Origin of the sequence: Microbacterium pratiae (assembly GCF_047302165.1) — a bacterium.
In the GTDB taxonomy this organism is placed as follows: Bacteria; Actinomycetota; Actinomycetes; order Actinomycetales; family Microbacteriaceae; genus Microbacterium.
Genome location: NZ_CP154843.1, coordinates 998,102 through 1,024,062 on the forward strand (window position 1 = coordinate 998,102; position 25,961 = coordinate 1,024,062).

A 25,961-nucleotide genomic window follows, 5' to 3' on the forward strand; every position below is an offset into this window, starting at 1 on the left:
TCGGCGCCCCCTCTCGCGCTCTAGGCTGTGTCCGTGCTGCTGAGTGATCGCGACATCCGCGCCGGAATCGATCAGGGCCGTATCGGCCTCGACCCCTGGGATGCCTCGATGGTGCAGCCCTCGAGCGTCGATGTGCGACTCGATCGGTACTTCCGGCTGTTCGACAACCACAAGTACCCCTTCATCGACCCGGCGCAGGACCAGCCCGAGCTGACCCGACTCATCGAGGTCGACGCGGATCAGCCGTTCATCCTGCACCCGGGCGAGTTCGCGCTCGGCTCGACGTTCGAGCAGGTCCGCCTGGGGGATGACGTCGCCGCACGCCTGGAGGGCAAGTCGTCGCTCGGTCGGCTGGGGCTGATCACCCATTCGACGGCCGGCTTCATCGACCCCGGCTTCTCGGGCCACGTGACGCTCGAGCTCGCCAATGTCGCGACCCTGCCGATCAAGCTCTGGCCGGGCATGAAGATCGGCCAGCTCTGCTTCTTCCAGCTCACCTCGCCGAGTGAGAACTCCTACGGTTCAGGCCCGTACGGCAACCGATACCAGGGGCAGCGCGGCCCGACCGCATCCCGTTCGTTCCAGAACTTCCACCGGACCGACGTGGGCACCATCGACGCCGGATCGCGCGGCGCCTGACGCACGATCCGAGACGCACGACGGCCCCGAGGCGCGAACCTCGGGGCCGTCGTGCGTGATGCTGCGGGTCAGGCGGCGTCGCGCCCGGCTGCGAAGCCCGCGGTGAAGCCGCGCTCGAAGGCGCGCTCGCCGCGGTGCTCGCCGCGGTGGGGGTGCTCACCGCGGTGGGGGTGCTCGCCGGAGCGACGGCCGCAGCCGTGTCCGGCACCGGAGCCGTGGCCCGGGCCGAAGCCGTGACCGAAGCCGTGCCGGCCGCGCGGGCCGAATCGGCGGGGTGAGCTCTCGTCCCAGCCGAGCTCGCGGGCGATCGCCTCGAGCGACGCCAGAGTCGTGGCGTAGTCCTCGTCCGTCACCGCGCCGCGGGCGCGGTCGCGGACGCCGCTCACGAGCCCGTGGATGCGGTCGCGCTCGCGACGTCCTTCCGCGGTGATGGTCCAGACGCCGTCGCGCTCGACGGCCCAGCCGCGCGCGGCGAGGGCCCGAACGCGCTTGCCGCCGCGCTGGACGCGCTCGGCGAGCCCGGGGATGTCGCGCTCGCCCGAGAGGACATCGAGCACGGCCCAGTCCCGGCGGTCGAGTCCCTCTGCGGCGAGGGTCCGGTTCATCTCGGCGGCGAGTGCCGCTCCGGCCGCGCGCATCCAGAAGGCCAGTGAGCGCGTGCGGGTGTCGGGCGTCTCGGGGAGGGAGGTGTTGTCGTGGTTGTTCATGGTGTTCCCTTCGTGGGCCGGCTCATCCGGACCCTCATGTATGTCATTTGTTATGTACATGCACTATGACATGTAGTGGTTATCCATGTCAAGTCGCATGTATTCTCGAGGCATGACGGCCGCTGACGACCCGCAGATCGACGCCATCGCAGACGCCCTGTCGCGTCTGCGCGGACTGCGGCGCCCCGGGCCCGGGCACGAGCGCGGGCCTCACCCGCACGGCCCGTTCGGCGTTCCCGAGGGGCACGGTCCGCACGGCCATCGCGGCGGCCCGTTCGCCGAGGGCCGCGGCAGAATGGCCGGGCTCGCGCGCCTGCGCATGCTCGAGGCGCTCGTCGCGGCATCCCATCCGCTCACGGTCAGCGAGATCGGCGAGGCGATCGGCGTCGACCAGCCGCGTGCTTCGCGCCTGGTGCAGCAGGCGGCCGAGCTCGACCTGGTGCGTCGTGAGGCCGACCCCGACGATGCCCGCCGTACCCGCATCGCATTGACGGACGAGGGCCGCGGATTCGCGCAGCGCGTGCGGGGCGAGCGCCGCGCCGCGCTCGGCAGCGCGCTGGGCGGGTTCACCGCCGACGAGCGGGCCGAACTGGCACGGCTGCTCGCCAAGCTCGCCGACGCCTGGCCGCGCGGCTGAGGCATACCCGCTGTCGCGGATGCAGGCAACTGGGCTTCTCCACTTTGCGTGGCGCCGGTATCCTGCCACCCTGGTTCGGTGAGCACCGAGAATCAGCCCTCTCCCGCAGAACGCATCGCCGCGGTGTCCACCCCGGGCACGATCGCCCGTTGGGTGTTCTGGCCCGCCGCGGTCGTGATCGTCGGCTTCAGCGCCTTCGCGATCATCTTCCCCACCACGGCCGAGTCGTTCTTCGGCGCCATCCAGACGTCGATCGTCGACTCGTTCAACTGGTACTACGTCCTCATCGCGGCCTTCTTCGTCGGCTTCGCGATCTTCGTCGGCTTCAGTCGTTTCGGTGACATCAAGCTCGGACGCGACGACGACGAGCCGGAGTTCTCGACCGGCTCGTGGTTCTCGCTCCTCTTCGCGGCGGGCATGGGCATCGGACTCGTCTTCTACGGCGTGAGCGAGCCGCTCAGCCACTTCGTCGACCCGCGACCCGGGGTGACCGGCACCGAGCAGCAGCTGGCTCAGGGAGCGCTGACGCAGACGTACCTGCACTGGGGTGTGCACGCCTGGGCGATGTACGTGGTCGTCGGGCTCGCGCTCGCGTACGCGATCCACCGCCGCCGCCGGCCGATCTCGATCCGCTGGGCGCTCGAGCCGCTGCTGGGCAACCGCGTGCGCGGGGCCGCGGGCAACGTGATCGACGCGGTCGCTCTCGTCGGCACCCTGTTCGGCGTCGCGACCTCGCTCGGTCTCGGTGTCATGCAGATGGGCTCGGGGCTCGAGTTCATCGGCCTCCCTCCCCTGAACGACGTGATGCTCATCGGGCTCATCGCGATCGTCTCCGTCTTCGTCCTGTTCTCGGTGCTGTCGGGAGTGACGAAGGGGATGAAGTGGCTCTCCAACTTCAACCTCATCGTCGCCGGCCTGCTGCTTCTGTTCCTCCTCTTCGCCGGGCCGACGCAGTTCCTCTTGCGAGAGTGGGTGCAGTCGATCGGCGCATACATCCAGGACTTCATCGGCCTCTCCTTCACCGTCAGCGCTCTCCAGGGAGCGGCAGGCGAGGCCTGGCAGGCGCAGTGGACGTCGTTCTACTGGGGCTGGTGGATCTCGTGGGCGCCCTTCGTCGGCATCTTCATCGCTCGCGTGAGCAAGGGTCGCACGGTGCGTCAGTTCGTCGCCGGCGTGCTGCTGGTGCCGACGCTGATCGGCATCCTGTGGTTCGCCGTGCTCGGCGGCTCGGCGCTCTACCGTGAGCTCGAGCAGCCGGGCTCGATGCTCGCCGCCGACGGGTCGGTGAACCTGCAGGGCGCCCTGTTCCAGCTGCTCGAGGGGCTGCCGGCGGGCGGCGTACTGACGATCGGGGCCATCGTCCTGATCGCCGTGTTCTTCATCACCTCGGCCGACTCGGGCGCGCTCGTGATGGGCATGATCGCGACGGGGGGCAACCCCGAGCCGCCGCGCTGGGTCCGCACCTTCTTCGTCGTCATCACCGCCACCCTCGCGAGCGCGCTCCTGCTCGCCGGTGGCCTGCAGGCGCTGCAGACCGCGGCGATCCTCATCGCGTTGCCGTTCTCGATCGTCATGCTCCTGATGTGCTGGTCGACGGTGCTGGCGTTCCAACGTGAACGCCGCGCGTACGCCCGTGCGGAACGGGCGCAGTTCATCGAACGCATCGGCGACCACTACGGTCTCGAGGTCGAGGAGCCGAACGAGCGGGGAGTGCGCTTCCCGTGGATCGTCGGCAGGCGCGGCTGACGCGCATCGACTCGAAGGCGCCGGGCCCGACAGCCCGGCGCCTTCGTCGTACGCTGGGCGGATGCTCCCGGTGTCTTCCGCCCGTCTGACCGATGTTCCCGCCGAGACCCTCTACCGTCTGCTCTGGCTGCGCGTCAGCGTCTTCGTCGTCGAGCAGGCCGCGGCCTACCCCGAGCTCGACGGCCGAGACCTCGAACCCGACACCGAGCTCTTCTGGGTCGAGGACGACGGGCACGTGCTCGCGACGCTCCGGCTGCTTCGCGATGCCTCGGGGAACGCCCGCATCGGCCGAGTCGCGACCGCCGCAGACGCGCGCGGCCGCGGCCTCTCGGCGCAGCTCATGCGGGCGGCGGTCGACCGCGCCGGCGAGCGGTGGCCCGGCGCGGCGATCGATCTCGACGCGCAGAAGCACCTCGCCGACTGGTACGGCCGGTTCGGGTTCGTGATCAGCGGATCGGAGTTCTCCGAGGACGACATCCCGCACGTCCCCATGCGGCGTCCCGCCTGAACCTGCTCAGCGGATGCCGGCCTGTCTCGGCAGTCGCACGAACAGCAGCAGCACGAGCCCGAGGAGCAGCACCACGGCGATGCCCAGCACGCCCCAGATGATGCTGCCGAACCACGCGATGAACAGGGCCCACATGGCGGGGGAGAGGAAGCTCGCGACGCGACCGGTCGTGGCGTAGAGCCCGAAGATCTCGCCCTGCATGCCGGGAGGCGTCACGCGGGCCAGCAGCGAGCGGCTCGCGGCCTGGGCGGGGCCGACGCACCCCGAGAGGATGAGTCCGGCGATCCAGAACACGATCGAGCCGGCGTCCTGCAGGACGAAGAGCAGCACCGCCACGGCGATGAGGCCCGACAGCGTCGCGATGATGACGGCGCGGGCTCCGAAGCGGTCGTCGAAGCGTCCCGCGACGATGGTGGAGGCGCCGGCGACGAGGTTCGCCGCGATGCCGAAGATCATGACCTCCGTCGCCGAGAACCCGAACGCGCGTGCCGCCAGGACGCCGCCGAAGGCGAAGACGCCCGCCAGGCCGTCGCGGTACACCGCGCTCGCCAGGAGGAACCAGAACGTCGGGCGTTCCGTGCGGTACAGGCGGACGATGTCGGCGACCAGGTGCGCGTACGCCGCGAAGAAGCCGACGTTCTCCGTGGTGTGGGGCGCGGAGCGCTCGGGCACGTTCAGCATCAGCGGGATGGCGAAGACGATGGTCCAGACACCGCAACCGACGGCGATGAGGCGGTAGGCGAGACCGTTGCCGGTGTCCATGCCGAACCAGTCGGCGAAGGTGAGCGCCACCACGAGGGTGAGCGCGATGATGCCGCCGATGTAGCCGAGACCCCAGCCGAGGCCGCTGACCCGCCCGATCGTGCGCGGGGTCGACACCTCGACGAGCATCGCGTTGTAGTTCACGCCCGCGATCTCCGAGACGACGGCGCCGAGGGAGAGGACGATCGCGCCGTACCAGAAGAAGGCCGGGTCGGCGAAGGTGAAGAACAGCGCGAACTGCAGCAGGGCGAGGACGACCGTGAACACCCCGAGCCACCGCTTCTTCCGACCCGAGCGGTCGGCGGTCTGTCCCAGGACCGGTGCGAGGAGCAGGATCAGGATGCCGGCGGCCGTCGAGGCGACGCCGTAGCCGCTCGCGAGCTCGGCGAGTGCGGCCTCCTTGACCGGGTCGGTGTCGGGCAGCGCGGCGATGTCGGCGGGGAGGAACGAGTCGGAGACGAGGAACAACGACGCGAAGACGAAGGTCAGGATGACGGAGTTGAACGGCTGCGTCGCCCAGTCCCACAGCGCCCACGAGACGACGGCCTTGCGAGAGGCGGGCTGCTCGGCCGCGTCTCGGGTCCGCATCGCCGCGATGCGCCCCAACGCCTGCGTGTCTGCGGCGGTGGGGGGTGCGGGCACGCCCGGTGCGGATGCCTGGGCGGTGCGGTCGCCGCCGGGCGGGTCGGTCTCGGGTGACATGCCGGGCACGCTACGACCTCTCCGTGAACACTCGGTGCCGCCGGTCGGCGGCGTGCCGCGTCATCGCGACGGGGTCAGCGTATCCGTCGGGGAGGGGGCCGACGCGCTTTTCAGTCGCGACGCGCGAACCGGTAGCCGATGCCGCGCACCGTCTCGATCCAGCGGCCGGTCCGGCCGTCGTCGCCGAGCTTGCGGCGCAGGTTCATGAGGTGGACCTCGACCGCGTGAAGATCGTGGGGGCTCACGTGTTCCCCGTGCGCGCCGCTCTGCCGACGGAGCATGAGCGCGATCCAGGCCTTCTCGACGACGTCTCCGGGGCGCTGCATCAGCGCTTGCAGGACGTCGAACTCGGAACGCGTCAGATCGAGGGAGGTGCCGTCGAGCTCGACGCGGCGCGAGCCGGGGCTCAGCCGGAGGCCGCCGGATTCGAGCCAGGAGCCGGAGCCGACGTCCGTGGACTGCAGGGTGCGGGGGCGGCGCATCAGGGCGTCGATGCGAGCGCGCAGCTCATACGGCCGCCAGGGTTTGATGACGTAGTCGTCGGCGCCGCTGCGGAATCCCTCGACCGTCGCGGTCTCATCGTCGACGGCGCTGATGATCAGCACGTACCCGTCGTGGAAGGCGCGGATGCGGCGTACCGCCTCGAACCCGTCGATGCCGTCGAGTTTGACGTCGACGGTCGTCAGATCCGGACGCAGCTGGCGAACGGCGTCGACACCGGCGGGACCGTCGGCGAAGGCGTGGACGGCGAATCCGTGCTGCTCGAGGGTCTGCCGGAGGAGGCTGCGGAGGTCGTCGTCATCCTCGATGACGACGGCACTGCGGGTCACGGTCGCCTCCGCGCACGCAGGAACGCTCGACGACCGCCCATCGCGGGCTCGATGTCGACGAGAGGCGAGTTCGGGTTCACGCTTCTTGTCATGGGTGGACTCAACATATAGCGCGCCCCTGGGAGGATCCGATGATCGCGCCTCAGGGTTGCTCAGATTTGCCTCAGGTGCATGCCGTTCACCACGGAACGCCGCCCCTGAACTTGATACGACCAGGCTCAACTTCTCTTGACACGATTTCGGGGTCGGAGTACAGTTGAGTCATCGCGGCTCAGGTTGGGCCGCCGCAGACTTCAGATCCATCAGAACCGCAAGTAAGGAGACAACTCATGGCACGTGCAGTGGGTATCGACCTGGGCACGACGAACTCCGTCGTGGCCGTCCTCGAGGGCGGCGAGCCCAAGGTCATCGCCAACGCCGAAGGGCTCCGGACGACCCCCTCGGTCGTCGCATTCACCAAGGACGGCGAGGTGCTCGTCGGTGAGACCGCCAAGCGCCAGGCCGTCACGAACGTCGACCGCACGCTGACCTCGGTCAAGCGTCACATGGGCACCGACTGGAAGACCCAGGCGATCGACGGCAAGGCGTACACGCCGCAGGAGATCTCGGCCCGTATCCTCCAGAAGCTCAAGCGCGACGCCGAGCAGTACCTGGGCGACACGGTGACGGATGCCGTCATCACCGTCCCCGCCTACTTCAACGACGCCGAGCGCCAGGCCACGAAGGAGGCCGGTGAGATCGCGGGCCTCAACGTCCTGCGCATCATCAACGAGCCGACCGCCGCTGCGCTGGCCTACGGCCTCGACAAGGGCAAGGAGGACGAGCTCATCCTCGTCTTCGACCTCGGTGGCGGAACCTTCGACGTCTCTCTGCTCGAGGTGGGCAAGGACGACGACTTCTCGACCATCCAGGTGCGCGCGACCGCCGGTGACAACCGCCTCGGCGGCGACGACTGGGACCAGCGCATCGTCGAGTACCTGATCAAGCAGTTCAAGGACACCACGGGTGTCGACGTCTCGGGTGACAAGATCGCCCTGCAGCGCCTCAAGGAGGCCGCCGAGCAGGCGAAGAAGGAGCTCTCGAGCTCGCAGTCGACGTCGATCAACCTGCCGTACCTGTCGCTGACCGACTCGGGCCCCGTCTCGCTCTCCGAGACCCTCTCGCGCGCGAAGTTCGAGGACCTCACCAAGGACCTGCTCGACCGCACGAAGAAGCCCTTCGAGGACGTCATCCGCGAGGCCGGCATCAAGGTCGGCGACATCGACCACGTCGTGCTCGTGGGTGGTTCCACCCGTATGCCCGCCGTGTCGGAGCTGGTGAAGAAGGAAGCCGGCAAGGAGCCCAACAAGGGCGTGAACCCGGACGAGGTCGTCGCCGTCGGCGCCGCCCTGCAGGCCGGTGTCCTCAAGGGCGAGCGCAAGGACGTCCTCCTCATCGACGTGACCCCCCTGAGCCTCGGGATCGAGACCAAGGGCGGCATCATGACAAAGCTCATCGAGCGCAACACCGCGATCCCCACCAAGCGCAGCGAGACCTTCACGACCGCCGACGACAACCAGCCGTCGGTCGCCATCCAGGTATTCCAGGGCGAGCGCGACTTCACCCGCGACAACAAGCCGCTCGGCACGTTCGAGCTCACGGGCATCGCACCGGCGCCCCGCGGCATCCCGCAGGTCGAGGTCACCTTCGACATCGACGCGAACGGCATCGTTCACGTCTCGGCGAAGGACAAGGGCACCGGCAAGGAGCAGTCGATGACGATCACCGGCGGCTCGTCGCTGCCGAAGGACGACATCGAGCGCATGGTGCGCGAGGCCGAGGAGCACGCCGCAGAGGACAAGAAGCGCCGCGAGGCCGCCGAGGTCCGCAACCAGGCCGAGACCCTGTCGTACTCGATCGAGAAGCTGATCGCCGACAACGCCGACAAGCTGCCCGAGGACGTCAAGACCGAGGTCCAGGGCGACGTCGACGCGCTGAAGACCGCGCTCGCGGGCGACGACGACGAGGCCGTGAAGACCGCGTTCGAGAAGCTCAACGCATCGCAGGGCAAGCTCGGCGAGGCGATCTACGCGCAGGGTCAGGCCGATCAGGCGCAGGGCGCCCCGACCGACGCTCCCACCGGTGACACCGGTGCGACGGCATCCGATGAGGATGTCGTCGACGCCGAGGTCGTCGAAGACGAGGACGAGAAGAAGTAATCATGACCAATAAGGACTTCGAAGAGCCGCACGGCGAAGACGAGGTCCTCGGCGGGAAGGGGTCGGACGCCCAGGCGTCCGGCCCCGACGCGCACGAGGCCTCCGGAGCATCGGATGCCGCGGACGCCGCGGCCGCGGACGACGAACTGACCATCGACGACATCCTCGGTGCGACGCAGTCCGACGAGGCCGCCGTCGCCGAGGCGCCGGCTGAGGAGCACGACCTGCTGCTCGATCTCAAGCGGGTGCAGGCCGAGTACGCCAACTACCGTCGGCGCACCGAGGAGCAGCGCGAGGCCGAGATCGAGCGTGCCAAGGGCTCGGTCGCCAAGGGGCTGCTGCCCGTGCTCGACGATCTCGACCGTGCCGACAAGCACGGCGACCTCGTCGAGGGATCGCCGCTCGCGGCGATCGCGGACAAGCTGCGCGGAGTCGTGGCCCGACTGGGCGTCGAGTCCTACGGTGCCGCCGGCGACGCGTTCGACCCGCAGCAGCACGAGGCGATCTTCCAGGCGCCCACTCCGGGCACGGCCGAGCCGACGATCCTCGAGGTCGTCGAGGTCGGCTACCGCCTCGGCGGCATCGAGCTGCGTCCGGCGAAGGTCGTCGTCGCCGTGCCGGCCGAATAGGAGGCACCCACATGGCCAGTCAGGACTGGTTCGACAAGGACTTCTACAAGGTGCTGGGCGTCTCGAAAGATGTCTCGGACACCGACCTGAAGAAGACCTACCGCAAGCTCGCGCGTCAATACCACCCCGACTCGACGCAGGGAGACCCTGCGGCCGAGGCGAAGTTCAAGGAGATCAGCGAGGCGTACTCCGTGCTCTCCGACAAGGAGCAGCGCGCCGAGTACGACCAGATCCGGGCGATGGGGGCGGGCAGTGCCCGCTTCACCGCGGGTGGCCAGGGCGCCGGCGGCTTCGAAGACGTCTTCAGCGCCTTCAACCAGGGTGCGCGAGGCGGCGCCGGAGCCCGCGGTGCGGACTTCGACGACATCTTCGCGATGTTCAACCAGCAGAGCGGCGGCCGGGGGAGCCGATTCGGGTCGGGCGGCTTCGGCCGCTCGACCGGAGGGTTCCAGGGCTTCGGCGGACCGCAGCGCGGCGCCGACGTCACCGCTCGGACGACGCTCGACTTCGCGACCGCGGTCCGCGGTGACACCGTCACGCTCCAGGGCGAGGACGGCAAGCCGTTCAAGGTGAAGATCCCGGCAGGAGTCAAGGATGGGCAGAAGATCCGGCTGCGCGGTCGCGGGCGTCCCTCGCCCGATGGCGGGGAGCCGGGCGACATCGTCGTGAGCGTGACCGTCCGGCCGCATCCGGTGTTCACCCGCGACGGGCTGAACCTGCGGGTCGTGGTGCCGGTGACGTTCACCGAGGCGGCGCTCGGCGCGACGATCGAGGTGCCGACGCTGGGCGGTGATCCCGTCAAGCTGCGGGTCGCACCCGGCACTCCGTCGGGGCGTGTGCTGCGGGTCAAGGGGCGCGGCGTGAGCACGTCCAAGGGCACGGGGGATCTGCTGGCCGAGGTCCAGGTCGCCGTGCCCGCACACCTCGACGAGGAAGCCCGCGCGGCCCTCGAGCGCTTCGCGGAGGTCGAGCCCCGCGAGAATCCCCGTGCCGACCTGATGAACAAGGCGCGCGGCTGACATCCGCCTCGTGAGATCCGCCGCATCCGATCCCCGGGGACGGACGCGGCGGATCGCACGACGGCACTCTCGACGCCCAGGAGGTGACCGAACATGGCTGAAGACGACATCGACGAGGACGCCCCGATCTTCGCGATCGCTGCCGCGGCGGAGCTCGCCGCCATGCACGCGCAGACCCTCCGGCAGTACGACCGGCTGGGGCTCGTGGTGCCCGGACGCACGCAGGGCGGGTCGCGACGGTACTCGCTGCGACACATCCGCCAGCTGCGAGAGGTGGCACGGATGTCGGCGGAAGGCATCAGCCTGCCCGCCATCGCGCGCATCCTCGAGCTCGAGAACGAGGTCGCGGGCCTCCGCCACGACGTGCGCGACCTCGAGCAGCGGCTACGCGATGAGATGCAGCAGCGCCCCGGCGCGCGCGTGTTCGCCGCCGGTGCGACCGGTGCCGTCGTGACTCTGCGTCATGGCGCTCGCGTCCGCCGCGCGACGGAGGTCGTGCTGTACCGGCGTCCCTCCGACCCACCTGCCGGGGAGTGACCCCCCCCGGCCCCGGCCCCACCCGTCGACTCGCCACGAAACGCGGATCCGGTTGCCCCGGCATCCGCCGTTTCTGGCGAGTCGACGTGGTGTGCGGGGGTCAGGCGGGCGGGAGGCGCAGCGTGTTGGCGGACTCGTCGAGGGTCAGGTCGTCGACGACCCGCAGCGAGCGGGCGAGGTGGTCGAGCTCATCGAGCACCGTCCCCACGCGCTCGCGGTCGCTGCAGACGGCCGACAGTGTGACGAGGTGCGTTCCCGTGTCCCAGGTGTAGGAGACGAACGGGGGAGTCCGCGGGTCCGGCGGCAGCGTCATGACGAGCTTCTCGCCCGCCCCGAGGTAGGGCGAGCGGAAGTCCTCGGTGTCGTCGTACTCCATCGGCATCATCGCTCGCGCCGCCCGCACCTGCGGGGTCGCCTCCTGCATCTGCGCGAGCACGACGAGCAGCTCCGGGTCGGCCTTCCACATCCAGGCCCGCACCCGGCCGTTGGCACGCCGCATCAGCATCGGCACCGCCTGACTGGCGGCCCACGCGGCGAAGCGCCCACCGGGGCGCGGCGCGGCTCCCATCGCGGCGTTCGCCTGGCTCAGCAGCATCCCGATCGCGCGCTTGCGAGCGCGGCGTCCGGAGAATCCGAAGGATTCGGTGACGGGTACCCAGCGGGCGGGATCGGCATCGGCTTCGAGTCGGGCCATGACCCCAGCCTAGGGATGCCGCCTGGGTGCTCGCCCCCGTCTTCCGTGCAGTCCGGGCGCGGCCGGTTTGCCCCAACGCCGGGCCGCCTCCCGGAAGCGCTGAGGCCGCTCGGGTAAGCTCGGGGCCGCCGCGTCGGCCACAGCCGGCGGCACTCCGCCGTACAGATTGGGCCTGACCCGTGACCGAATCCACGACGAACGAGGGTGTTCCCGCCGACAGCTCGCGCGCGCCTCTGACCATCGTGATGGGCGCCGACACCTTCGCGCCCGACGTCAACGGAGCCGCCCGTTTCGCCGAGCGGCTCTCCGCCGGCCTCGCCGCCCGCGGACACGACGTGCACGTCGTGACGCCGAGCGTGAAGCACTCGCAGTCGGGCGTCTTCACCGAGACCATCGAGGGCGCCGATCTCACCGTCCACCGCCTTCCCGGGTGGCGCTGGTACCCCCACGATTGGCTGCGCTTCGTGCTGCCGTGGCGCGCTAAGCACTACGCACGGGGCATCCTCGACTCGGTCAAGCCCGACGTCGTCCACAGCCAGTCGCACATCGTCATCGGTCGCGGGCTCACCCGCGAGGCGAGGAAGCGCGGCATCCCGGTCGTCGCGACCAACCACGTCATGGCCGAGAACGTCATCGACTTCACGACGCTCCCGCCCTTCCTCGACAAGATCATCATCAAGCTCTGCTGGGACGACGCCAAGCGCACCTTCGACATGTCGCGCGCCGTGACGACGCCGACGCGCAAGGCGGCCGAGTTCCTCGAGGACACGATCGACATCTCGGGCGTCATCCCCATCAGCTGCGGCATCGACAAGCGCAACTACACCCCCGATCTCACACCGCGCGAGCATCGCCGCATCCTGTTCGTCGGCCGCCTCACGACCGAGAAGCATGTCGAGGTGACCCTCAAGGCCGTCGCCAAGCTCGCCCCCGAGCTCGATGTCCACTTCGACATCGTCGGCGGCGGAGACCAGCGCCGGAACCTCGAGCAGACCGCGCAGCAGCTCGGCATCACCGACCGGGTCACGTTCTTCGGGCGCACCGACGAGGCCGATCTTCGCGCCGCCTACACGCGGGCCGATGTGTTCGCGATCGCGTCGATCGCCGAGCTGCAGTCGATCGCGACGATGGAGGCCATGGCCTCGGGGCTGCCGGTCGTGGCAGCGGATGCCGTCGCCCTGCCGCACCTCGTGCAGTCGGGTGTCAACGGATACCTCTTCGAGCCCGGCAACGTCGACGATCTCGCTGACAAGCTGCGCCGGGTGCTCACCGCCTCGCCCGAGGAGTACCTGCGGATGCAGCAGGCCTCGCTCGACGGCGTCGAGATCCACGACATCGAGCGCACCCTCGACACCTTCGAGAAGCTCTACCGCGGCGAGCCGCTCGACGCGTGACGATGCGGCTCTTCTTCGACGCGCGTTACATCCGCACCGACTTCCACGACGGCATCAGCCGCTTCTCGCACGAGCTCGCGCATGCCCTCTTCGCGGCGGCTCCCGCCGAGGACGTCGAGGTCACCTTCATCGTGCACGACCCCGCGCAGGTCGCGTTCCTGCCCGACGGCGCCCCGCACGTCATGCTGCACGCGCCGACCTCGGTGCTCGAGCCGTTCGCCGCGCTCGCGCTGAACCGGCACCGCCCCGACGTGGTCTATTCGCCGATGCAGACCATCGGCGCGCTCGGTCGGCGGTTCGCGCTCATCCTGACCCTCCACGACACCATCTACTACCGGCACCGCACGCCGCCGCGCGACCTCCCGTGGTTCGTGCGCCTGGGGTGGCGTCTCTTCCACCTCTCGTACGCGCCGCAGCGGGCGACGCTCAACGCCGCCGATCTCGTCGCGACGGTGAGCGAGACGAGCAAGCGGCAGTTCGCCGACGTGAAGCTGACGAAGCGCGAGGTGGTCGTGCTCCCCAACGCTCCGCAGCGTCTGGCCGATCTCGCACCGGCGACGGCGATGCCGGGAGCCGCGAAGCCGCGGAACATCGTCTACATGGGCTCGTTCATGCCCTACAAGAACGTCGAGACGCTCGTGCGCGCGATGCAGTGGCTGCCGGGTCGCACGCTGCACCTGCTCAGCCGGATCTCCGACACCCGGCGCGCCGAGCTCGAGAGGCTCGCGCCCGCCGGTGCCCGCATCGTCTTCCACGGCGGGGTGACGGATGCCGAGTACGCGGCGCTCCTCGCCGACGCCGGAATGCTCGCGACGCTGAGCCTCGACGAGGGATACGGGCTGCCGATCGCCGAGGCGCTCGCGCTCGGGGTGCCCGCGGTGGTCAGCGACATGGAGATCTTCCACGAGGTCGGCGGAACCGGCGCGCTCTACGTGCCGCCGCGCGATCCCCGGGCCTTCGCGCAAGCCGTCGTGTCGCTCGACGACGATGCCGCTCGTGCGGATCTGGTCGCGGCGGGCCGCGCGCACATCGCGCGGTTCACCTGGGCAGAGTCGGCGTCGCGACTGCTTGCGGCATCCCGTCGCGCCGTCGCGGTTCGCGTTCGCTGAGGTCCGTCGCGCTCGCGCTCAGGCGGCGCTTTCCGGGACGCTGCGACGGGCTCGCGGCTTCCCGCGACGGCACGCGCGTCGCGTCGGTCGGCACCCGGCGATAGCCGTCGCGTGCGACGACGGCCAGCGTGCCCGTGACCGCCGCGATCACGACGACGACGAGGGTGAGAAGAAGCAGGTCGGAACTCATGGCAGAAACGCTACGATGGTCGTCATCCTGCCGACACTGGCGGATAAGACGGTCATCGGAGGAATCCTGCCATGCACACGGTCGCCTGCGTCGTCCAGCCCGGGTTCGCGCCATTCGAGTTCGGTCTCGCCTGCGAGGCGTTCGGCCTCGACCGCAGCGATGAGGGCATCCCGAACTTCGACTTCCGGGTCGTGGCGCCCGATCCCGGTGTCGTTCCCGCCAACCTCGCGTTCTCGCTGAACGTCGACGCGGGGCTCGAGTTCGCCGACGAGGCCGATCTGGTCGTCATCACGCCCATCCCGCGCGAGACCTGGGACGCGGTCGACGAGCGCGTCGCGGGAGTCGTCCGACGTGCGGTCGAGCGTGGCGCGTGGGTGCTCACCGTCTGCAGCGGAGCGTTCGTGGTCGCGGCATCCGGTGTGCTCGACGGCAAGCGCGCCACGACCCACTGGCGTTACGCCGACACCATGGCCCGCATGTACCCGCGCATCGAGGTCGACCCCGACGTGCTGTACGTGCAGTCGGACCGGATCATCACCTCGGCGGGAACCGCGGCCGGGCTCGACGCCTGCCTGCATCTGCTGCGGATCGAGCTCGGCGCCGAGGCGGCGAACACGATCGCGCGGCGGATGGTCGTCCCGCCCCTCCGCGACGGCGGACAGGCTCAGTTCATCGCTCGTCCGCTGCCCGAGGCGGCGTCACTGTCGCTCGCGCCCATCACCGACTGGATGATCGCGAACCTCGACCTCGACCTCTCCGTCGATCTGCTCGCGTCGCGCGCGCACATGTCGCCGCGGACGTTCGCCCGGCGGTTCAAGGCCGACTACGGCACGACGCCGGCGGCGTGGCTCGGGCGTCAGCGGATCCTGCGTGCGCAGCGGCTGCTCGAACGGACCGATCTCGGGCTCGACCAGATCGCGGCCGACAGCGGGTTCGGGTCGGCGTCCGTCCTGCGGCAGAACTTCGCCCGTGCGTTGGGGCTCAGCCCGTCGGCGTACCGCGCTCGCTTCGCCTGCACTCCCGAGGCCGCGTCGGTGTCCGGCGTCGCGCCGGAGGTCGTAGCGTCCTGAGCGACACGGTGATAAACTTGAGTCACACAGGCTCAAGTTTGAGCCGAGAGATTTCAGGAGAGACATGAACGCCACACAACAGCCCGGACAGGAGGAGGCGCAGAGCGCCCTCGAACAGTTCGGCATCAACCTCACCGACCGTGCCCGTCAGGGAAAGCTCGACCCCGTCATCGGGCGCGACAGCGAGATCCGCCGCGTCAGCCAGGTGCTCACGCGGCGCACGAAGAACAACCCCGTCCTCATCGGCGAGCCCGGCGTCGGCAAGACCGCCGTCGTCGAGGGCCTCGCGCAGCGCATCGTCGCGGGAGACGTCGCCGAGAGCCTCAAGAACAAGGAGCTCGTCTCGCTCGACATCTCCGCGCTCGTCGCCGGCGCGATGTACCGCGGCCAGTTCGAGGAGCGGCTGAAGAGCGTGCTCAAGGAGATCACCGAGTCCGACGGCCGGATCATCACCTTCATCGACGAGCTGCACGTGCTCATGGGCGCGGGCGGCGGCGAAGGATCGGTCGCGGCATCCAACATGCTCAAGCCCATGCTCGCCCGCGGTGAGCTCCGACTCATCGGCGCGACCACCCTCGACGAGTACCGCGAGTTCATCGAGAAGGATGCCGCCCTCGAACGCCGCTTCCAGCAGGTGTACGTCGGCGAGCCGAGCGTCGAGGACACGATCGCGATCCTCCGCGGGCTCAAGGAGCGCTACGAGGCGCACCACAAGGTGGCCATCGCCGACGGCGCACTCGTCGCCGCGGCATCCCTCTCGAACCGCTACATCCCGGCACGCCAGCTGCCCGACAAGGCGATCGACCTGATCGACGAGGCCGCCTCGCGCCTGCGCATGGAGATCGACTCGGCGCCGCTCGAGATCGACGAGCTACGCCGCCACGTCGACCGGCTCAAGCTCGAGGAGCTCGCGCTGAAAAAGGAGAAGGATGCCGCGTCGCGCGAGCGTCTCGATGCCCTTCGCGCGACCCTGAAGGACGAGCAGCAGAAGCTCGACGAGCTGCAGGCGCGGTGGGAGCGGGAACGGGCATCCCTGAACCGTGTCGGCGACCTCAAGACGCGTCTCGATGCGGCTCGTGTCGAAGCCGAGCGTGCGCAGCGCGAGGGCAACCTCGAGAAGGCGTCGCGCCTGCTCTATGCCGAGATCCCTGCGCTCGAACGTGAGGTCATCGAGGCGGAGCGCGCCGAGACCGCCGTCGACGGTCCCGAGCGGATGGTCAACGAGCAGGTCACCGACGAAGACATCGCCGCCGTGATCGCCGCGTGGACCGGCATCCCCGTCGGACGTCTGCTGCAAGGCGAGACCGAGAAGCTCGTGCGGCTGGAGTCCGAGCTCGGCAAGCGCATCATCGGGCAGAAGACTGCCGTCAAGGCCGTGGCCGACGCGGTGCGCCGCTCGCGCGCGGGCATCAGCGACCCCAACCGCCCGACGGGCTCGTTCCTCTTCCTCGGCCCGACCGGCGTCGGCAAGACCGAGCTCGCCAAGGCGCTCGCCGAGTTCCTGTTCGACGACGAGCACGCCATGGTGCGCATCGACATGTCGGAGTACGGCGAGAAGCACTCCGTCTCGCGGCTGGTCGGAGCCCCTCCGGGATACATCGGATACGAGCAGGGCGGCCAGCTCACCGAGGCCGTGCGGCGGCGCCCGTACTCGGTCGTGCTGCTCGACGAGGTCGAGAAGGCGCACCCCGAGGTGTTCGACGTGCTGCTCCAGGTCATGGACGACGGCCGCCTCACCGACGGCCAGGGCCGGACGGTCGACTTCCGCAACGTCATCCTGATCCTCACGTCCAACCTCGGATCGCCGATCCTCATCGACCCGACGCTGAGCCTCGAGCAGAAGCGCGAGCAGGTGCAGATCCTGTTGCGGCAGGCATTTCGCCCCGAGTTCCTCAACCGCCTCGACGACACCGTCATGTTCGAGGCGCTCAGCCAGGACGACCTCGCGCAGATCGTGGAGCTCTCCGTCGATGCGCTGCAGCGGCGCCTCAAGGACCGGCGCCTCTCGCTCGCCGTCACGCCCGACGCGCGCGCCTGGCTCGCCGAGCGCGGCTACGACCCGGTGTTCGGTGCCCGGCCGCTGCGCCGCCTCATCCAGTCCGAGATCCAGGACCGTCTCGCGATGGCCATCCTCTCGGGCGGGGTGCGCGACGGCGACATCGTGCGGGTCGACGTCGCCGCCGACGGTTCTGCGCTCGTGCTCACGAGCGCCGGTCCCGCGGCGGAGCCTGCCGGGGCCGGGGCCGGGGCCGCTGGTGATGACGACGTGATCGAGGCAGAGCTGCTCGACGACTGACCGGGTCGGTATTTTCGCCCTGGGGCGCCGTCGGTGCGTGCCGTCCGTGCGTGCCGTCGACAGGCTGAGTCTCGCGCTCAAGGCCTGCCCGAGTGGTCCAACCCGCCGAAACCTGTTGGCGGCACGGCAGATCCGGGCGGCGTCCGCGCGGTGAGCCGGGCCACAGGCCGCGGTGGGTGCTGTGCCGTCGACAGGCTGAGCGGCCGTCGGTTGGGTTCGGGTGGCCTGATGGCACTGTTCAGCCTGTTCGCGGCCCCGCACGGCACGGCACGGCACGGTGCGGCGCAGCGCGGCGCGGCGCGTGGCGGGGGTGCGGGCCGGCGCGGCGGGTGTGAGCCGTGCGGTGAGCCTGGGCATAGGCCGGGGCGATTGCTGTGCCGTCGACAGGCTGAGCGGCCCCCCGTGGGTTCGGCCCTCGGGGTGGCACGGTTCAGCCTGTTCGCGGCACGGCACGGCGCGGCGCGGCGCGGCGCGTGGCAGGGGTGCGGGCCGGCGCGGCGGGTGTGAGCCGTACGGTGAGCCGGGCACAGGCCGGGGCGATTGCTGTGCCGTCGACAGGCTGAGCGGCCCTCCCGTGGGTTCGGGGGCCTGGTGTCACGGTTCAGCCTGTTCGCGGCACGGCGCGGTGCGGCGCGTGGCAGGGGTACGGGCCGGCGCGGCGGGTGTGAGCCGGGCCACAGGCCGCGGTGGTTGCTGTGCCGTCGACAGGCTGAGCGGCCCTCCCGTGGGTTCGGCCCTCCAGGTGGCACTGTTCAGCCTGTCCGCGGCACGGCGCGGCACGGCGCGGCGCAGCGCGTGGCGGGGGTGCGGGCCGGTGCGGCGGGTGTGAGCCGTGCGGTGAGCCTGGGCATAGGCCGGGGCGGTTGCTGTGCCGTCGACAGGCTGAGCGGCCCTCGGTTGGGTTCGGATGGCCTGGTGGCACTGTTCAGCCTGTTCGCGGCGCGGCACGGTGCGGCACGGCACGGCACGGTGCGGCCCGGAACGGCACGGCACGGCACGGCGCGGCGCGGCGCGGCGGGTGGCGACCGGGCGGGCCGCGGAGCGCAAGCCCCGCGGGGCAGGGGGCGCCGGCGTGAGAGTGTGGGGGGCATGCGCGCGGTCCGGGCCCTGTGGGGCGCTTCACACCCCGGGCCTTCCGTCGTGGTCACGGCCCTCGCCCTGGCGCTCGGCCTCGCGACGGGGCTGGAGGCGTGGCGGCTGGCCTTCCTCGTGGTCTCCGTGCTGTTCGGCCAGCTCTCGATCGGCATCTCCAACGACGCGATCGACCGCGAGCGCGACCGTGCGGTCGGCCGCACCGACAAGCCGCTCGTCCGAGGTGAGGTCTCGGAGCGCGCGGCGTGGATCGCGGCAGCGGGCTCGGTCGTCGTGGCGCTCGGCCTCTCGGCGGTGCTCGGATGGGGGATGCTGCTCGTCCACGCCGTGACGATCGTGTCGGCCTGGTCGTACAACCTGGGGCTGAAGTCGACGCCGGTGTCGGTCGTGCCGTTCCTCGTGAGCTTCGGGCTCTTCCCGTCGCTGGCGACGCTCTCGGCTCCCGACCCCGCCTTCGCGGCGCCCTTCGCCGCCGTGGCGGGTGCGGCTCTCGGGGCCGCGGTGCACCTGACCAACGTCCTGCCCGACCTCGATGACGACCGTGACACGGGCGTCCGGGGTCTGCCGCATCGGCTCGGGGCGCCCGTCTCGGTCATCGTCGCGGTCGCCGGGATCGTCGTCGCGGCCATCGCCGTGCTCGCGGGCGCGGGGAGCCACGGCGTCCTCGCATGGTTGTTCTTCATCGCGGTGCTCGCGCTGGCTGTCGCCGTCGTGGTGCGGATGCGGCTGCGCGGACCCGATCGCACCGGGTTCCGCCTCGTCATGGCCGCAGCCCTCGTGCTCGCGGCTCAGCTGGTGGTGGCGGCGGGCTCGCTGCGCTGAGCCGTCACCGGGCGGCGGCGTCGAGGCCCATCGCGTAGGCGTTCGGGACGATCGAGCCGGTCGCGGTCAGCGCGCGCCCGAGCATCCGGGTGCGAACGGCGTGCGTCACGGCGCTCACCGGGCGCCCGAGCCGCATGTTGATCGCGGCGAGTCGGCCCGCGGTGCGGGCTGAGCGGAGGCGGTCGCCCTCCCATGCAGCGAGGGCGGCGTCGGGCTCGGTCCCGCTGCGGATCCAGTGCGCGAGCAGGGGAGCGAGGGTCGCGGCGTCGAGGAGACCGAGGTTCATGCCCTGCCCGCCGATCGGGCTGATCTCGTGTGCGCTGTCGCCGATGGCGATGACCCGGCCGCGCCGCAGGGCCGGGGCCAGCACCCGCCGTACGCGGAAGCCCGTCGCGCCGGTGACCGCGTCCGCGGCATCCGTCTCGCCGCGGTCGCGCATCGCCGCGCGCAGCCGGTGCAGTCGCGCCTCCGGTTCGTCGAATCCGCCGTCTTCGCCTGCGGGCGGGGCATCCCAGGCGACGAAGCGACGGCGGGCGCCCGGCAGCGGGAAGGACTCGAGCACGCCGGATGCCGCGAGGTGCACGACCGCGACGTCGGAGTCGGGCCTCCCCGGCACGTCGGCGTCGCTCATGAGGTAGCGGTCGGGATAGCTCGTCCGCCGCACGGCGCCGGGCCGGAACACGAGCTCGCGCGCGCCGACGCCTCCCGCGATCACGACGAGCGGCGCCGAGATCTCGCCGTCGCGGCGTGTCCCGGACGTCTCGAGCCGCACGTCGGCGGTGCCGGGGTGCACGCCGGTGACCGCGATTCCGCGCAGCGGGGACGGCGCACCGAAGGCGAGGGCGCGCTCGGTGGCTGCCTGCGGAAGCGTCGCGACATACGGATGCCGCACCGACAGGCGGTCGAAGCGGACGACGCCCAGCAGCTTCCCGTCACTGCGCGCTTCGCCCCGTGAGACGCGGACGGCGTCCGCGAGGATGCGGTCGGTCGCGCCGCCGTCCTCGAGCGCCGCGAGGACCGGAGCGTGCAGTCCGATCGCCCGTGATCCGTCGCCGCTGCGCTCTCGTCGTTCGAGCACGGTGACGTCGACGCCACGTCGTGTGAGCTCGGCGGCCAGCAGCATCCCGACCGGTCCGGCACCGACGACGATGACGTCAGGCACGCCCTGCTCCCACGGCGAGCACGCGGAACGGCGCCGGCCGGATGACGTGCCATTCGCCTCGATCGGCGAGCGTCGTCCGCAGCTCGGCGGCACGGTAGCTGCGTCGGATCGAGCGCAGCCCGTCGGTTCGCAGGAACGTCCCGTGCTGCAGCGGCACGATCCCCGCGGCGTAGAGCGCGTAGGCCGCGCGTCCGCGTTCGATGTCGGCGTGCAGGACGATGCCCCGAGACAGCGCGAGCGATTCGTCGACGAAGGCTTCGAGCTCGGGCTCGCCGAGGTGATGCAGCACGTGGTTCGAGATGACGGCGTCGAAGCGTTCGCCGCTCGCGCGCAGCGCGGTCGAATCGGTGCTGCGGAACTCGAGGTCGGGTCGGCCGCGCTCGCGGGCGACGGCGAGAGCGCGTGGGTCGGGGTCGATGCCGACCCAGCTGACGTCGAGGCCGTCGCGTTCGGCGAGCCGTGCCAGCCGGGCGGTGACATCGCCGCCGCCCGACCCGATGTCGAGCACGCGCGCCGGGCGGTCCAGGCGCGCGAGGGCGGGCCGCAAATGGCGCCGCCACACCGTGCCCCACCCGCTCACGGCGCGATTGACGACGTCGAACCGCCGGAGCGTCTGCGCGAGGGCGACCGGATCGCAGTCGGGATCGTCCATCAGCTCGCGCAGCCCGACGTCGCGTCGGCTCAGGTCCACGATGCGACGGGTTCCGCTCGGTCGGCGTCTCGTGCCGCCCGCTGACCGGCAGCCGTGCCGGCGGTGAGGAGCGCGGCCTCCATCGTGAGACCCGGTCCGAACGCGAGTGTCGCGATCGTCTGACCGTCGCGCAGCGCATCGCCATCGAGAAGCGAACGGAGGATGAAGAGGATCGTCGCGCTCGACATGTTGCCGTAGTCCCGCAGCACGGCCCGCGACGCCTCGAGGGCGTCGGGCGGCAGATCGAGGCCCGACTCGACCCGGTCGAGGACGGCGCGGCCTCCCGGGTGCACGGCCCACGTGTCGACGCGGGTGTCGCCGACGACGTCGGCCACTGCGGCTCGGATCTCACGGCCGATGATGCGCGGCACCTCGGCCGTGAGCACCATCTCGAAGCCGGCATCCCCGATCGTCCAGGTCATGTCGCGCTCGCCGTCGTCGGTCACCGCCGTCGCGAAACGGTCGAGATCGAGCCACCGGTCGCCGCGGCGATCGGGATCGGCGCTCACGACTGCGGCGGCCGCGCCGTCGGCGAAGAGCGATGCTGCGAGGATCTGATCCGGGTCGTCGGCGACGCGGAAGTGCAGGGTGCAGAGCTCGGCGCAGACCACGAGCACGACGGCGTCGGGCTGGGCGGCGCAGATGCGCGCCGCCGCCCGCAGCCCCGGAACGGCGGCCGCGCACCCGATGAATCCGAGGTGGTAGCGCTCGACGGATGTCGGCAGTCCGAGGTCTCGGACGAGTCGGTAGTCGGGACCGGGGGCGTACATCCCGGTGCACGAGACGGTCACGACGTGCGTGACCTCCGCCGGGTCGACCGATGCGGCGGAGAGAGCGTCGCGAGCCGCGCGCGCCGACAGCTCGGGCGCGAGCGCGATGTAGGCGTCGTTGCGCGTGCCCGTCGAGGGGGAGAGCAGGGCCCGGTCGGCGGAGATGACGGGGAGGGATGCCGGCTCGGCCGGCGCCGACGTCGCGGCATCCTCGCGCTCAGGCTCGCGCTCGGGTGAGAGCGCATCGGCGAGCTCGGTCAGCACCGTGTGCCGGGTCTCGATCGCCGACGCGTCGAACGCCGCGCGGACCAGTCGCTGCGACAGGCGTCCGATGCCGGGCTGCGCGGCGAAGAGGTCGCGCACGGAGTTCTGATGGAGCACGGCCGGCGGCACGGCGGTGCCGATCGACAGGATGCGGGCGGTCATGCTTGACGATAACCGGCGGATGCCTCGCGAGGCGCGGGGGTGTCGCACCTCACAGGGCTCGTCTATGGTGCGGTGCCCCGCCGGCGGGTACGGCGGCGCCCCGCCGGCGCGGGGTACGGCGGCGCCCCGCCGGCGCGGGGCACGGCGGGGCGCTCAGGTGTGCGGGGACTCAGTCGTCGATGACGACCGAATCGGCCACGGGCCGGCGGGTGCGGGGCGAGAGCTCGCGCTCCCGGACGGCGGCGGGGGCGGCGTCGACGTCGCCGAGGTCGCCGACGGCCATGACGGTGACGGGGACGAACGGGGCCTCGATGCCGAGCTCCGCGGCGAGGGCGGCGGCGTCGAACCCGGTCATCTGGTGGGTGTAGAGGCCGTCGGCGTGCGCCTGGACGGTGAAGTGCGCGGCCGCCTGGCCGAGGTCGTAGAGGGCGGTCGGCACGGGCTTGCCGTCGTTCTCGGTCTGGGCGATGAAGACGACGAGAGCGCCCGCGGGGCCGGCCCACGCCTGGTTGAACTCGACGAGCGTCGAGACGACCTTCTCGTGGGTCTCGGTGCCGCGTCGGGCGACGACGAAACGCCAGGGCTGCGCGTTGAAGGCCGACGGGGCCCAGCGTGCCGCTTCGAGGGCGCTGGCGAGGGCGTCCTCGTCGACGGGGGAGACCTCGTCGTACAGGCGCGTGCTCCAGCGGGCGGCGAGGATGTCGAGGACGGGGGCGTCGGTCTCGGCGACGCGCTCTTCGATGAGGGACATGGGATTCTCCCGGGGTTCGTTCGGACAGCGTCGGACTCCATCGTCCCGCCACGTGCGAACCACGGCGCGCCCGCCGACATTCCCCGTCACGAGAAACCTCTTGCGCCGGCATCCGGTCGGGGTGAACCTGTCGGCATGAGCGCATTCACCCCCGACGGGGCCTTCAGCGGGTTCAGCGTCGACGACATCGACGCGGCCCGATCGTTCTACGCCGACACCCTCGGTCTCGACGTCGAGACCAACGCCATGGGGTTCCTCGAGATCCGACTGACGTCGGGCGGCGGCATCCTGGTCTACGGCAAACCCGACCACACGCCGGCGAGCTTCACGATCCTGAACTTCCCCGTCGCCGACATCGACGCCGCCGTCGACGAGCTGCGCGGGCGCGGCGTCGACACGAAGATCTACCCCGACGAGACATTCCCCTCGGATGAACGGGGCATCGTGCGCGGCGGTGGCGGCGGGCCCGACATCGCCTGGTTCCGAGACCCTGCCGGAAACGTCATCGCCGTCCTCCAGGCGTGAACCGGGAGGACGGCGATGCGGTGGGCGCGGCGGCGGCGGGTCAGCGGCGCAGGGCCTCGCCGAGCTTGACGCGGGCTCCCATGCGCAGGAGCGAGTTCTCGTAGATCTTCGCTCCGACGAGGATGGCGCCGACGCAGGTCACGAGCAGGATCGCCAGCGACAGCAGGGGCTCCCACCACAGCGCGTCGCCGAGGAACAGCCGCATCGGCATGCCGACGGGCGCCGAGAACGGCACGTACGACATGATCCCGAGGATCAGCGGGTTGTTCCAGGCGAAGATCACGAGGAAGTACGGCGCCATGACGAGCAGGATGAGCGGCGTCGTGGTCGCGCCGATGTCCTCCTGCCGCGAGACCATCGCGGCGGCGGCGGCGAAGAGCGCGGCGAGCAGCACGAAGCCGAACAGGAAGAACACCGCGAACCAGGCAATGGGCGCTCCGATGCCGGTGAGCAGCGCGGTCTGATCGGTGACCGTGAGGCCGATCACGGCCACCGCGGCGAGGATGAGGATCTGCCCCATCGCCAGCACCGTGTTGCCGATCACCTTGCCCGCGAGCAGCGCCCGGACGGGCACGGCGGAGATCAGCAGCTCGACGACGCGCGTCTGCTTCTCCTCGACCACCGACTGAGCGATCGTCGCACCGAAGGTCTGCGCCGAGATGAAGAAGATTGCGCCGAACCCGATGGCGACGATGTAGCCGAGGAATCCGGCGTCGCCGGACGGGTCGAGCAGCTCGACCGTCGGCAGCTGGGCGAGCGACAGGAGGATGTTGTTCGACACCGACGTGTCGCCGATGACGACGTAACCGCTCGGCGCCGATGCGTCGGCGACGACCGCGGCGTCGACGTCGCCGTCGCGCACGGCGGTCTCGGCGGCGGCTCGGTCGGCGACGTCCTGCACGTCGAGGCCCGGCGCGTTCTGCACGAACGCCGCCGCGTCCGGGGTCACCGCGACGGGCGAGCCGCTGTCGTTCCCGGCTGAGAAGCCGCCCCAGATCACGAGCGCGAGGGCGCCGAGGAAGAGGATGGCGAACGAGATGACGAACGACTTGCTGCGCAGCTTCGAGCCGATCTCGCGCTCGGCGACGAGCCAGGTGCTCTGGGCGAACGAGGGGGATGCGGTGCTCACGGAGCGACCTCCTGGATGACTTCGGTGAAGATCTGGGCGAGGGAGGGATGCCGCGGCGTGAAGCTCGCGACATCGCCGTGCTCGACGGCGCGCCGCAGCACACGCTGCGCGGTCTCGTCGGCGTCGACGTCGAACAGGGCGTAGCCGCCGTCGAACTCGACGACCTCGACGCCGGGCTCGGTGCGGATCCAGCCGGCGTCTCCCGTGGAGACCAGCTCGTAGCGGTGACCCTGGTGCTCGCGGCGGAGCCCCTCGCGGGTGCCGGCGGCGCGGATGGTGCCGTTCGCGATGATGACGAGGTCGTCGCAGAGGCGCTCGACGACGTCGAGCTGGTGCGACGAGAACAGCACGCCGACGCCCTGGGCTGCCCGCGTCTGCAGGACGCCCGCCACGACGTCGACGGCGAGAGGGTCGAGGCCCGAGAACGGCTCGTCGAGGATCAACACCTCGGGGTCGTGCACGAGGGCGGCGGCGATCTGCGCGCGCTGCTGGTTGCCGAGCGACAGGGTCTCGATGTTGTCGTTCAGGCGCTCGCCGAGGCCGAGCTCCTCGAGCAGGGCGCGAGCGCGCGACGCGGCATCCGCTTTGGAGAAGCCGTGCAGCCGTGCCAGATAGACGATCTGCTCGAGCACCTTCATCTTGGGGTACAGCCCGCGCTCCTCGGGCATGTAGCCGAAGCGGCGGCGATCGGCTGCGGTCACCGGCGATCCGTTCAGCGTGACGGCGCCGCGATCACGTGACAGCACGCCGAGCATGATGCGCATCGTCGTCGTCTTGCCGGCCCCGTTGCCGCCGACGAAACCGGTCAGGCGCCCGTCGGGCACCCGGAACCCCACGTCGTCGAGCACGCGGTGCGTGCCGTAGTTCTTGGTGATGCCGCTCAGTTCGAGCATTCCGCCTCCTTAGCCGATGACTCCACGCTAGGG

At 70.8% G+C, this 25,961-nt stretch carries 25 protein-coding genes; 14 read left to right on the forward strand and 11 right to left on the reverse strand.

Annotated elements, in window-relative coordinates; translation table 11 throughout:
- Positions 1–33 precede the first annotated feature (33 nt).
- The gene (dcd, locus tag AA0Y20_RS04680) at positions 34–639 is read left to right on the forward strand and encodes a dCTP deaminase (protein ID WP_412937752.1); all 606 of its coding nucleotides are present in this window, start codon (positions 34–36) and stop codon (positions 637–639) included.
- A gap of 68 nt (positions 640–707) precedes the next feature.
- Here dcd and AA0Y20_RS04685 read toward each other — a convergent pair whose 3' ends face one another.
- Entirely contained in the window at positions 708–1,346 is a 639-nt protein-coding gene (locus AA0Y20_RS04685; protein ID WP_412937753.1) for a hypothetical protein, read from the reverse strand.
- Between the two features lie 112 nt (positions 1,347–1,458).
- Between AA0Y20_RS04685 and AA0Y20_RS04690 the strand changes: the two genes are divergently transcribed.
- The 3 genes from AA0Y20_RS04690 (at position 1,459) to AA0Y20_RS04700 (ending at position 4,237) form a co-directional block, all read left to right on the forward strand.
- Positions 1,459–1,983: a MarR family winged helix-turn-helix transcriptional regulator gene (locus tag AA0Y20_RS04690; protein WP_412937754.1), complete on the forward strand. Its 525-nt coding sequence runs from the start codon at positions 1,459–1,461 to the stop codon at positions 1,981–1,983.
- A 78-nt stretch (positions 1,984–2,061) separates the two neighbouring features.
- On the forward strand, positions 2,062–3,729 hold the full coding sequence (locus AA0Y20_RS04695; RefSeq protein ID WP_412937755.1) for a BCCT family transporter: 1,668 nt from the start codon (positions 2,062–2,064) through the stop codon (positions 3,727–3,729).
- Between the two features lie 61 nt (positions 3,730–3,790).
- Entirely contained in the window at positions 3,791–4,237 is a 447-nt protein-coding gene (locus AA0Y20_RS04700; protein ID WP_412937756.1) for a GNAT family N-acetyltransferase, read from the forward strand.
- A 6-nt stretch (positions 4,238–4,243) separates the two neighbouring features.
- Here AA0Y20_RS04700 and AA0Y20_RS04705 read toward each other — a convergent pair whose 3' ends face one another.
- Together AA0Y20_RS04705 and AA0Y20_RS04710 are read right to left on the reverse strand one after the other, a co-directional pair.
- Positions 4,244–5,701 carry an MFS transporter gene (locus AA0Y20_RS04705; RefSeq protein ID WP_412937757.1) on the reverse strand — a complete coding sequence of 486 codons (1,458 nt, stop codon included), beginning with the start codon at positions 5,699–5,701 and terminating at the stop codon, positions 4,244–4,246.
- A 110-nt stretch (positions 5,702–5,811) separates the two neighbouring features.
- Positions 5,812–6,531, reverse strand: coding sequence for a response regulator transcription factor (locus AA0Y20_RS04710; RefSeq protein ID WP_412937758.1), 720 nt, complete (start codon positions 6,529–6,531; stop codon positions 5,812–5,814).
- A gap of 329 nt (positions 6,532–6,860) precedes the next feature.
- Between AA0Y20_RS04710 and dnaK the strand changes: the two genes are divergently transcribed.
- The 4 genes from dnaK (at position 6,861) to AA0Y20_RS04730 (ending at position 10,914) form a co-directional block, all read left to right on the forward strand.
- Positions 6,861–8,729 carry a molecular chaperone DnaK gene (gene dnaK, locus AA0Y20_RS04715; protein WP_412937759.1) on the forward strand — a complete coding sequence of 623 codons (1,869 nt, stop codon included), beginning with the start codon at positions 6,861–6,863 and terminating at the stop codon, positions 8,727–8,729.
- Between the two features lie 2 nt (positions 8,730–8,731).
- Positions 8,732–9,358 carry a nucleotide exchange factor GrpE gene (locus tag AA0Y20_RS04720; RefSeq protein WP_412937760.1) on the forward strand — a complete coding sequence of 209 codons (627 nt, stop codon included), beginning with the start codon at positions 8,732–8,734 and terminating at the stop codon, positions 9,356–9,358.
- 11 nt (positions 9,359–9,369) lie between these two features.
- Complete coding sequence (locus tag AA0Y20_RS04725; protein ID WP_412937761.1) at positions 9,370–10,377, forward strand: DnaJ C-terminal domain-containing protein; 1,008 nt, start codon at positions 9,370–9,372, stop codon at positions 10,375–10,377.
- 93 nt (positions 10,378–10,470) lie between these two features.
- The gene (locus tag AA0Y20_RS04730; protein WP_412937762.1) at positions 10,471–10,914 is read left to right on the forward strand and encodes a heat shock protein transcriptional repressor HspR; all 444 of its coding nucleotides are present in this window, start codon (positions 10,471–10,473) and stop codon (positions 10,912–10,914) included.
- Between the two features lie 100 nt (positions 10,915–11,014).
- Here AA0Y20_RS04730 and AA0Y20_RS04735 read toward each other — a convergent pair whose 3' ends face one another.
- Positions 11,015–11,608: a hypothetical protein gene (locus AA0Y20_RS04735; RefSeq protein WP_412937763.1), complete on the reverse strand. Its 594-nt coding sequence runs from the start codon at positions 11,606–11,608 to the stop codon at positions 11,015–11,017.
- Positions 11,609–11,853: 245 nt separating this feature from the next.
- Here AA0Y20_RS04735 and AA0Y20_RS04740 point away from each other — a divergent pair, with 245 nt between their 5' ends.
- Together AA0Y20_RS04740 and AA0Y20_RS04745 are read left to right on the forward strand one after the other, a co-directional pair.
- Positions 11,854–13,002 carry a glycosyltransferase gene (locus AA0Y20_RS04740; protein WP_412939704.1) on the forward strand — a complete coding sequence of 383 codons (1,149 nt, stop codon included), beginning with the start codon at positions 11,854–11,856 and terminating at the stop codon, positions 13,000–13,002.
- A gap of 2 nt (positions 13,003–13,004) precedes the next feature.
- On the forward strand, positions 13,005–14,111 hold the full coding sequence (locus AA0Y20_RS04745; protein ID WP_412939705.1) for a glycosyltransferase family 4 protein: 1,107 nt from the start codon (positions 13,005–13,007) through the stop codon (positions 14,109–14,111).
- Here the strand turns inward: AA0Y20_RS04745 and AA0Y20_RS04750 are convergent.
- A complete protein-coding gene (locus tag AA0Y20_RS04750; protein WP_412937764.1) occupies positions 14,041–14,301 on the reverse strand; it encodes a hypothetical protein in 261 nt (86 codons plus the stop codon). The two genes, AA0Y20_RS04745 and AA0Y20_RS04750, sit on opposite strands and share 71 nt — an antisense overlap.
- Before the next feature lie 71 nt (positions 14,302–14,372).
- Between AA0Y20_RS04750 and AA0Y20_RS04755 the strand changes: the two genes are divergently transcribed.
- The 3 genes from AA0Y20_RS04755 (at position 14,373) to AA0Y20_RS04765 (ending at position 19,581) form a co-directional block, all read left to right on the forward strand.
- Positions 14,373–15,371, forward strand: coding sequence for a helix-turn-helix domain-containing protein (locus AA0Y20_RS04755; RefSeq protein WP_412937765.1), 999 nt, complete (start codon positions 14,373–14,375; stop codon positions 15,369–15,371).
- Between the two features lie 64 nt (positions 15,372–15,435).
- Entirely contained in the window at positions 15,436–17,667 is a 2,232-nt protein-coding gene (locus AA0Y20_RS04760) for an ATP-dependent Clp protease ATP-binding subunit (RefSeq protein ID WP_412937766.1), read from the forward strand.
- A 1,089-nt stretch (positions 17,668–18,756) separates the two neighbouring features.
- A complete protein-coding gene (locus AA0Y20_RS04765) occupies positions 18,757–19,581 on the forward strand; it encodes a UbiA family prenyltransferase (protein ID WP_412937767.1) in 825 nt (274 codons plus the stop codon).
- Between the two features lie 4 nt (positions 19,582–19,585).
- Here the strand turns inward: AA0Y20_RS04765 and AA0Y20_RS04770 are convergent, their stop codons facing one another.
- The 4 genes from AA0Y20_RS04770 to AA0Y20_RS04785 all read right to left on the reverse strand — a co-directional run bounded on the left by AA0Y20_RS04770 (position 19,586) and on the right by AA0Y20_RS04785 (position 23,381).
- Entirely contained in the window at positions 19,586–20,743 is a 1,158-nt protein-coding gene (locus AA0Y20_RS04770) for an FAD-dependent oxidoreductase (protein WP_412937768.1), read from the reverse strand.
- Positions 20,736–21,434: a methyltransferase domain-containing protein gene (locus AA0Y20_RS04775; RefSeq protein WP_412937769.1), complete on the reverse strand. Its 699-nt coding sequence runs from the start codon at positions 21,432–21,434 to the stop codon at positions 20,736–20,738. Before AA0Y20_RS04775 ends, AA0Y20_RS04770 begins: the two co-directional genes overlap by 8 nt.
- A complete protein-coding gene (locus tag AA0Y20_RS04780; RefSeq protein ID WP_412937770.1) occupies positions 21,425–22,630 on the reverse strand; it encodes a type III polyketide synthase in 1,206 nt (401 codons plus the stop codon). Before AA0Y20_RS04780 ends, AA0Y20_RS04775 begins: the two co-directional genes overlap by 10 nt.
- 169 nt (positions 22,631–22,799) lie before the next feature.
- On the reverse strand, positions 22,800–23,381 hold the full coding sequence (locus AA0Y20_RS04785; RefSeq protein ID WP_412937771.1) for a nitroreductase family protein: 582 nt from the start codon (positions 23,379–23,381) through the stop codon (positions 22,800–22,802).
- A gap of 135 nt (positions 23,382–23,516) precedes the next feature.
- On the opposite strand from AA0Y20_RS04785, the gene AA0Y20_RS04790 reads away from it, so the two are divergent.
- Positions 23,517–23,906, forward strand: a complete 390-nt coding sequence (locus AA0Y20_RS04790; RefSeq protein ID WP_412937772.1) for a VOC family protein — start codon at positions 23,517–23,519, stop codon at positions 23,904–23,906.
- A 40-nt stretch (positions 23,907–23,946) separates the two neighbouring features.
- Here the strand turns inward: AA0Y20_RS04790 and AA0Y20_RS04795 are convergent, their stop codons facing one another.
- Both AA0Y20_RS04795 and AA0Y20_RS04800 read right to left on the reverse strand, forming a co-directional pair.
- Positions 23,947–25,035 carry an ABC transporter permease gene (locus AA0Y20_RS04795; protein ID WP_412937773.1) on the reverse strand — a complete coding sequence of 363 codons (1,089 nt, stop codon included), beginning with the start codon at positions 25,033–25,035 and terminating at the stop codon, positions 23,947–23,949.
- Positions 25,032–25,928, reverse strand: a complete 897-nt coding sequence (locus AA0Y20_RS04800; RefSeq protein ID WP_412937774.1) for an ABC transporter ATP-binding protein — start codon at positions 25,926–25,928, stop codon at positions 25,032–25,034. Before AA0Y20_RS04800 ends, AA0Y20_RS04795 begins: the two co-directional genes overlap by 4 nt.
- Between the last annotated feature and the right edge of the window lie 33 nt (positions 25,929–25,961).

Bases quoted from the DNA above. Each gene is read 5' to 3' on its own strand.
- AA0Y20_RS04685 (WP_412937753.1), bottom strand. From the start codon at position 1,346: ATGAACAACCACGACAACACCTCCCTCCCCGAGACGCCCGACACCCGC.
- AA0Y20_RS04690 (WP_412937754.1), top strand. From the start codon at position 1,459: ATGACGGCCGCTGACGACCCGCAGATCGACGCCATCGCAGACGCCCTG.
- AA0Y20_RS04700 (WP_412937756.1), top strand. From the start codon at position 3,791: ATGCTCCCGGTGTCTTCCGCCCGTCTGACCGATGTTCCCGCCGAGACC.
- AA0Y20_RS04705 (WP_412937757.1), bottom strand. From the start codon at position 5,701: ATGTCACCCGAGACCGACCCGCCCGGCGGCGACCGCACCGCCCAGGCA.
- dnaK (WP_412937759.1), top strand. From the start codon at position 6,861: ATGGCACGTGCAGTGGGTATCGACCTGGGCACGACGAACTCCGTCGTG.
- AA0Y20_RS04720 (WP_412937760.1), top strand. From the start codon at position 8,732: ATGACCAATAAGGACTTCGAAGAGCCGCACGGCGAAGACGAGGTCCTC.
- AA0Y20_RS04725 (WP_412937761.1), top strand. From the start codon at position 9,370: ATGGCCAGTCAGGACTGGTTCGACAAGGACTTCTACAAGGTGCTGGGC.
- AA0Y20_RS04730 (WP_412937762.1), top strand. From the start codon at position 10,471: ATGGCTGAAGACGACATCGACGAGGACGCCCCGATCTTCGCGATCGCT.
- AA0Y20_RS04735 (WP_412937763.1), bottom strand. From the start codon at position 11,608: ATGGCCCGACTCGAAGCCGATGCCGATCCCGCCCGCTGGGTACCCGTC.
- AA0Y20_RS04740 (WP_412939704.1), top strand. From the start codon at position 11,854: ATGGGCGCCGACACCTTCGCGCCCGACGTCAACGGAGCCGCCCGTTTC.
- AA0Y20_RS04745 (WP_412939705.1), top strand. From the start codon at position 13,005: ATGCGGCTCTTCTTCGACGCGCGTTACATCCGCACCGACTTCCACGAC.
- AA0Y20_RS04750 (WP_412937764.1), bottom strand. From the start codon at position 14,301: ATGAGTTCCGACCTGCTTCTTCTCACCCTCGTCGTCGTCGTGATCGCG.
- AA0Y20_RS04755 (WP_412937765.1), top strand. From the start codon at position 14,373: ATGCACACGGTCGCCTGCGTCGTCCAGCCCGGGTTCGCGCCATTCGAG.
- AA0Y20_RS04760 (WP_412937766.1), top strand. From the start codon at position 15,436: ATGAACGCCACACAACAGCCCGGACAGGAGGAGGCGCAGAGCGCCCTC.
- AA0Y20_RS04765 (WP_412937767.1), top strand. From the start codon at position 18,757: ATGCGCGCGGTCCGGGCCCTGTGGGGCGCTTCACACCCCGGGCCTTCC.
- AA0Y20_RS04780 (WP_412937770.1), bottom strand. From the start codon at position 22,630: ATGACCGCCCGCATCCTGTCGATCGGCACCGCCGTGCCGCCGGCCGTG.
- AA0Y20_RS04785 (WP_412937771.1), bottom strand. From the start codon at position 23,381: ATGTCCCTCATCGAAGAGCGCGTCGCCGAGACCGACGCCCCCGTCCTC.
- AA0Y20_RS04790 (WP_412937772.1), top strand. From the start codon at position 23,517: ATGAGCGCATTCACCCCCGACGGGGCCTTCAGCGGGTTCAGCGTCGAC.
- AA0Y20_RS04800 (WP_412937774.1), bottom strand. From the start codon at position 25,928: ATGCTCGAACTGAGCGGCATCACCAAGAACTACGGCACGCACCGCGTG.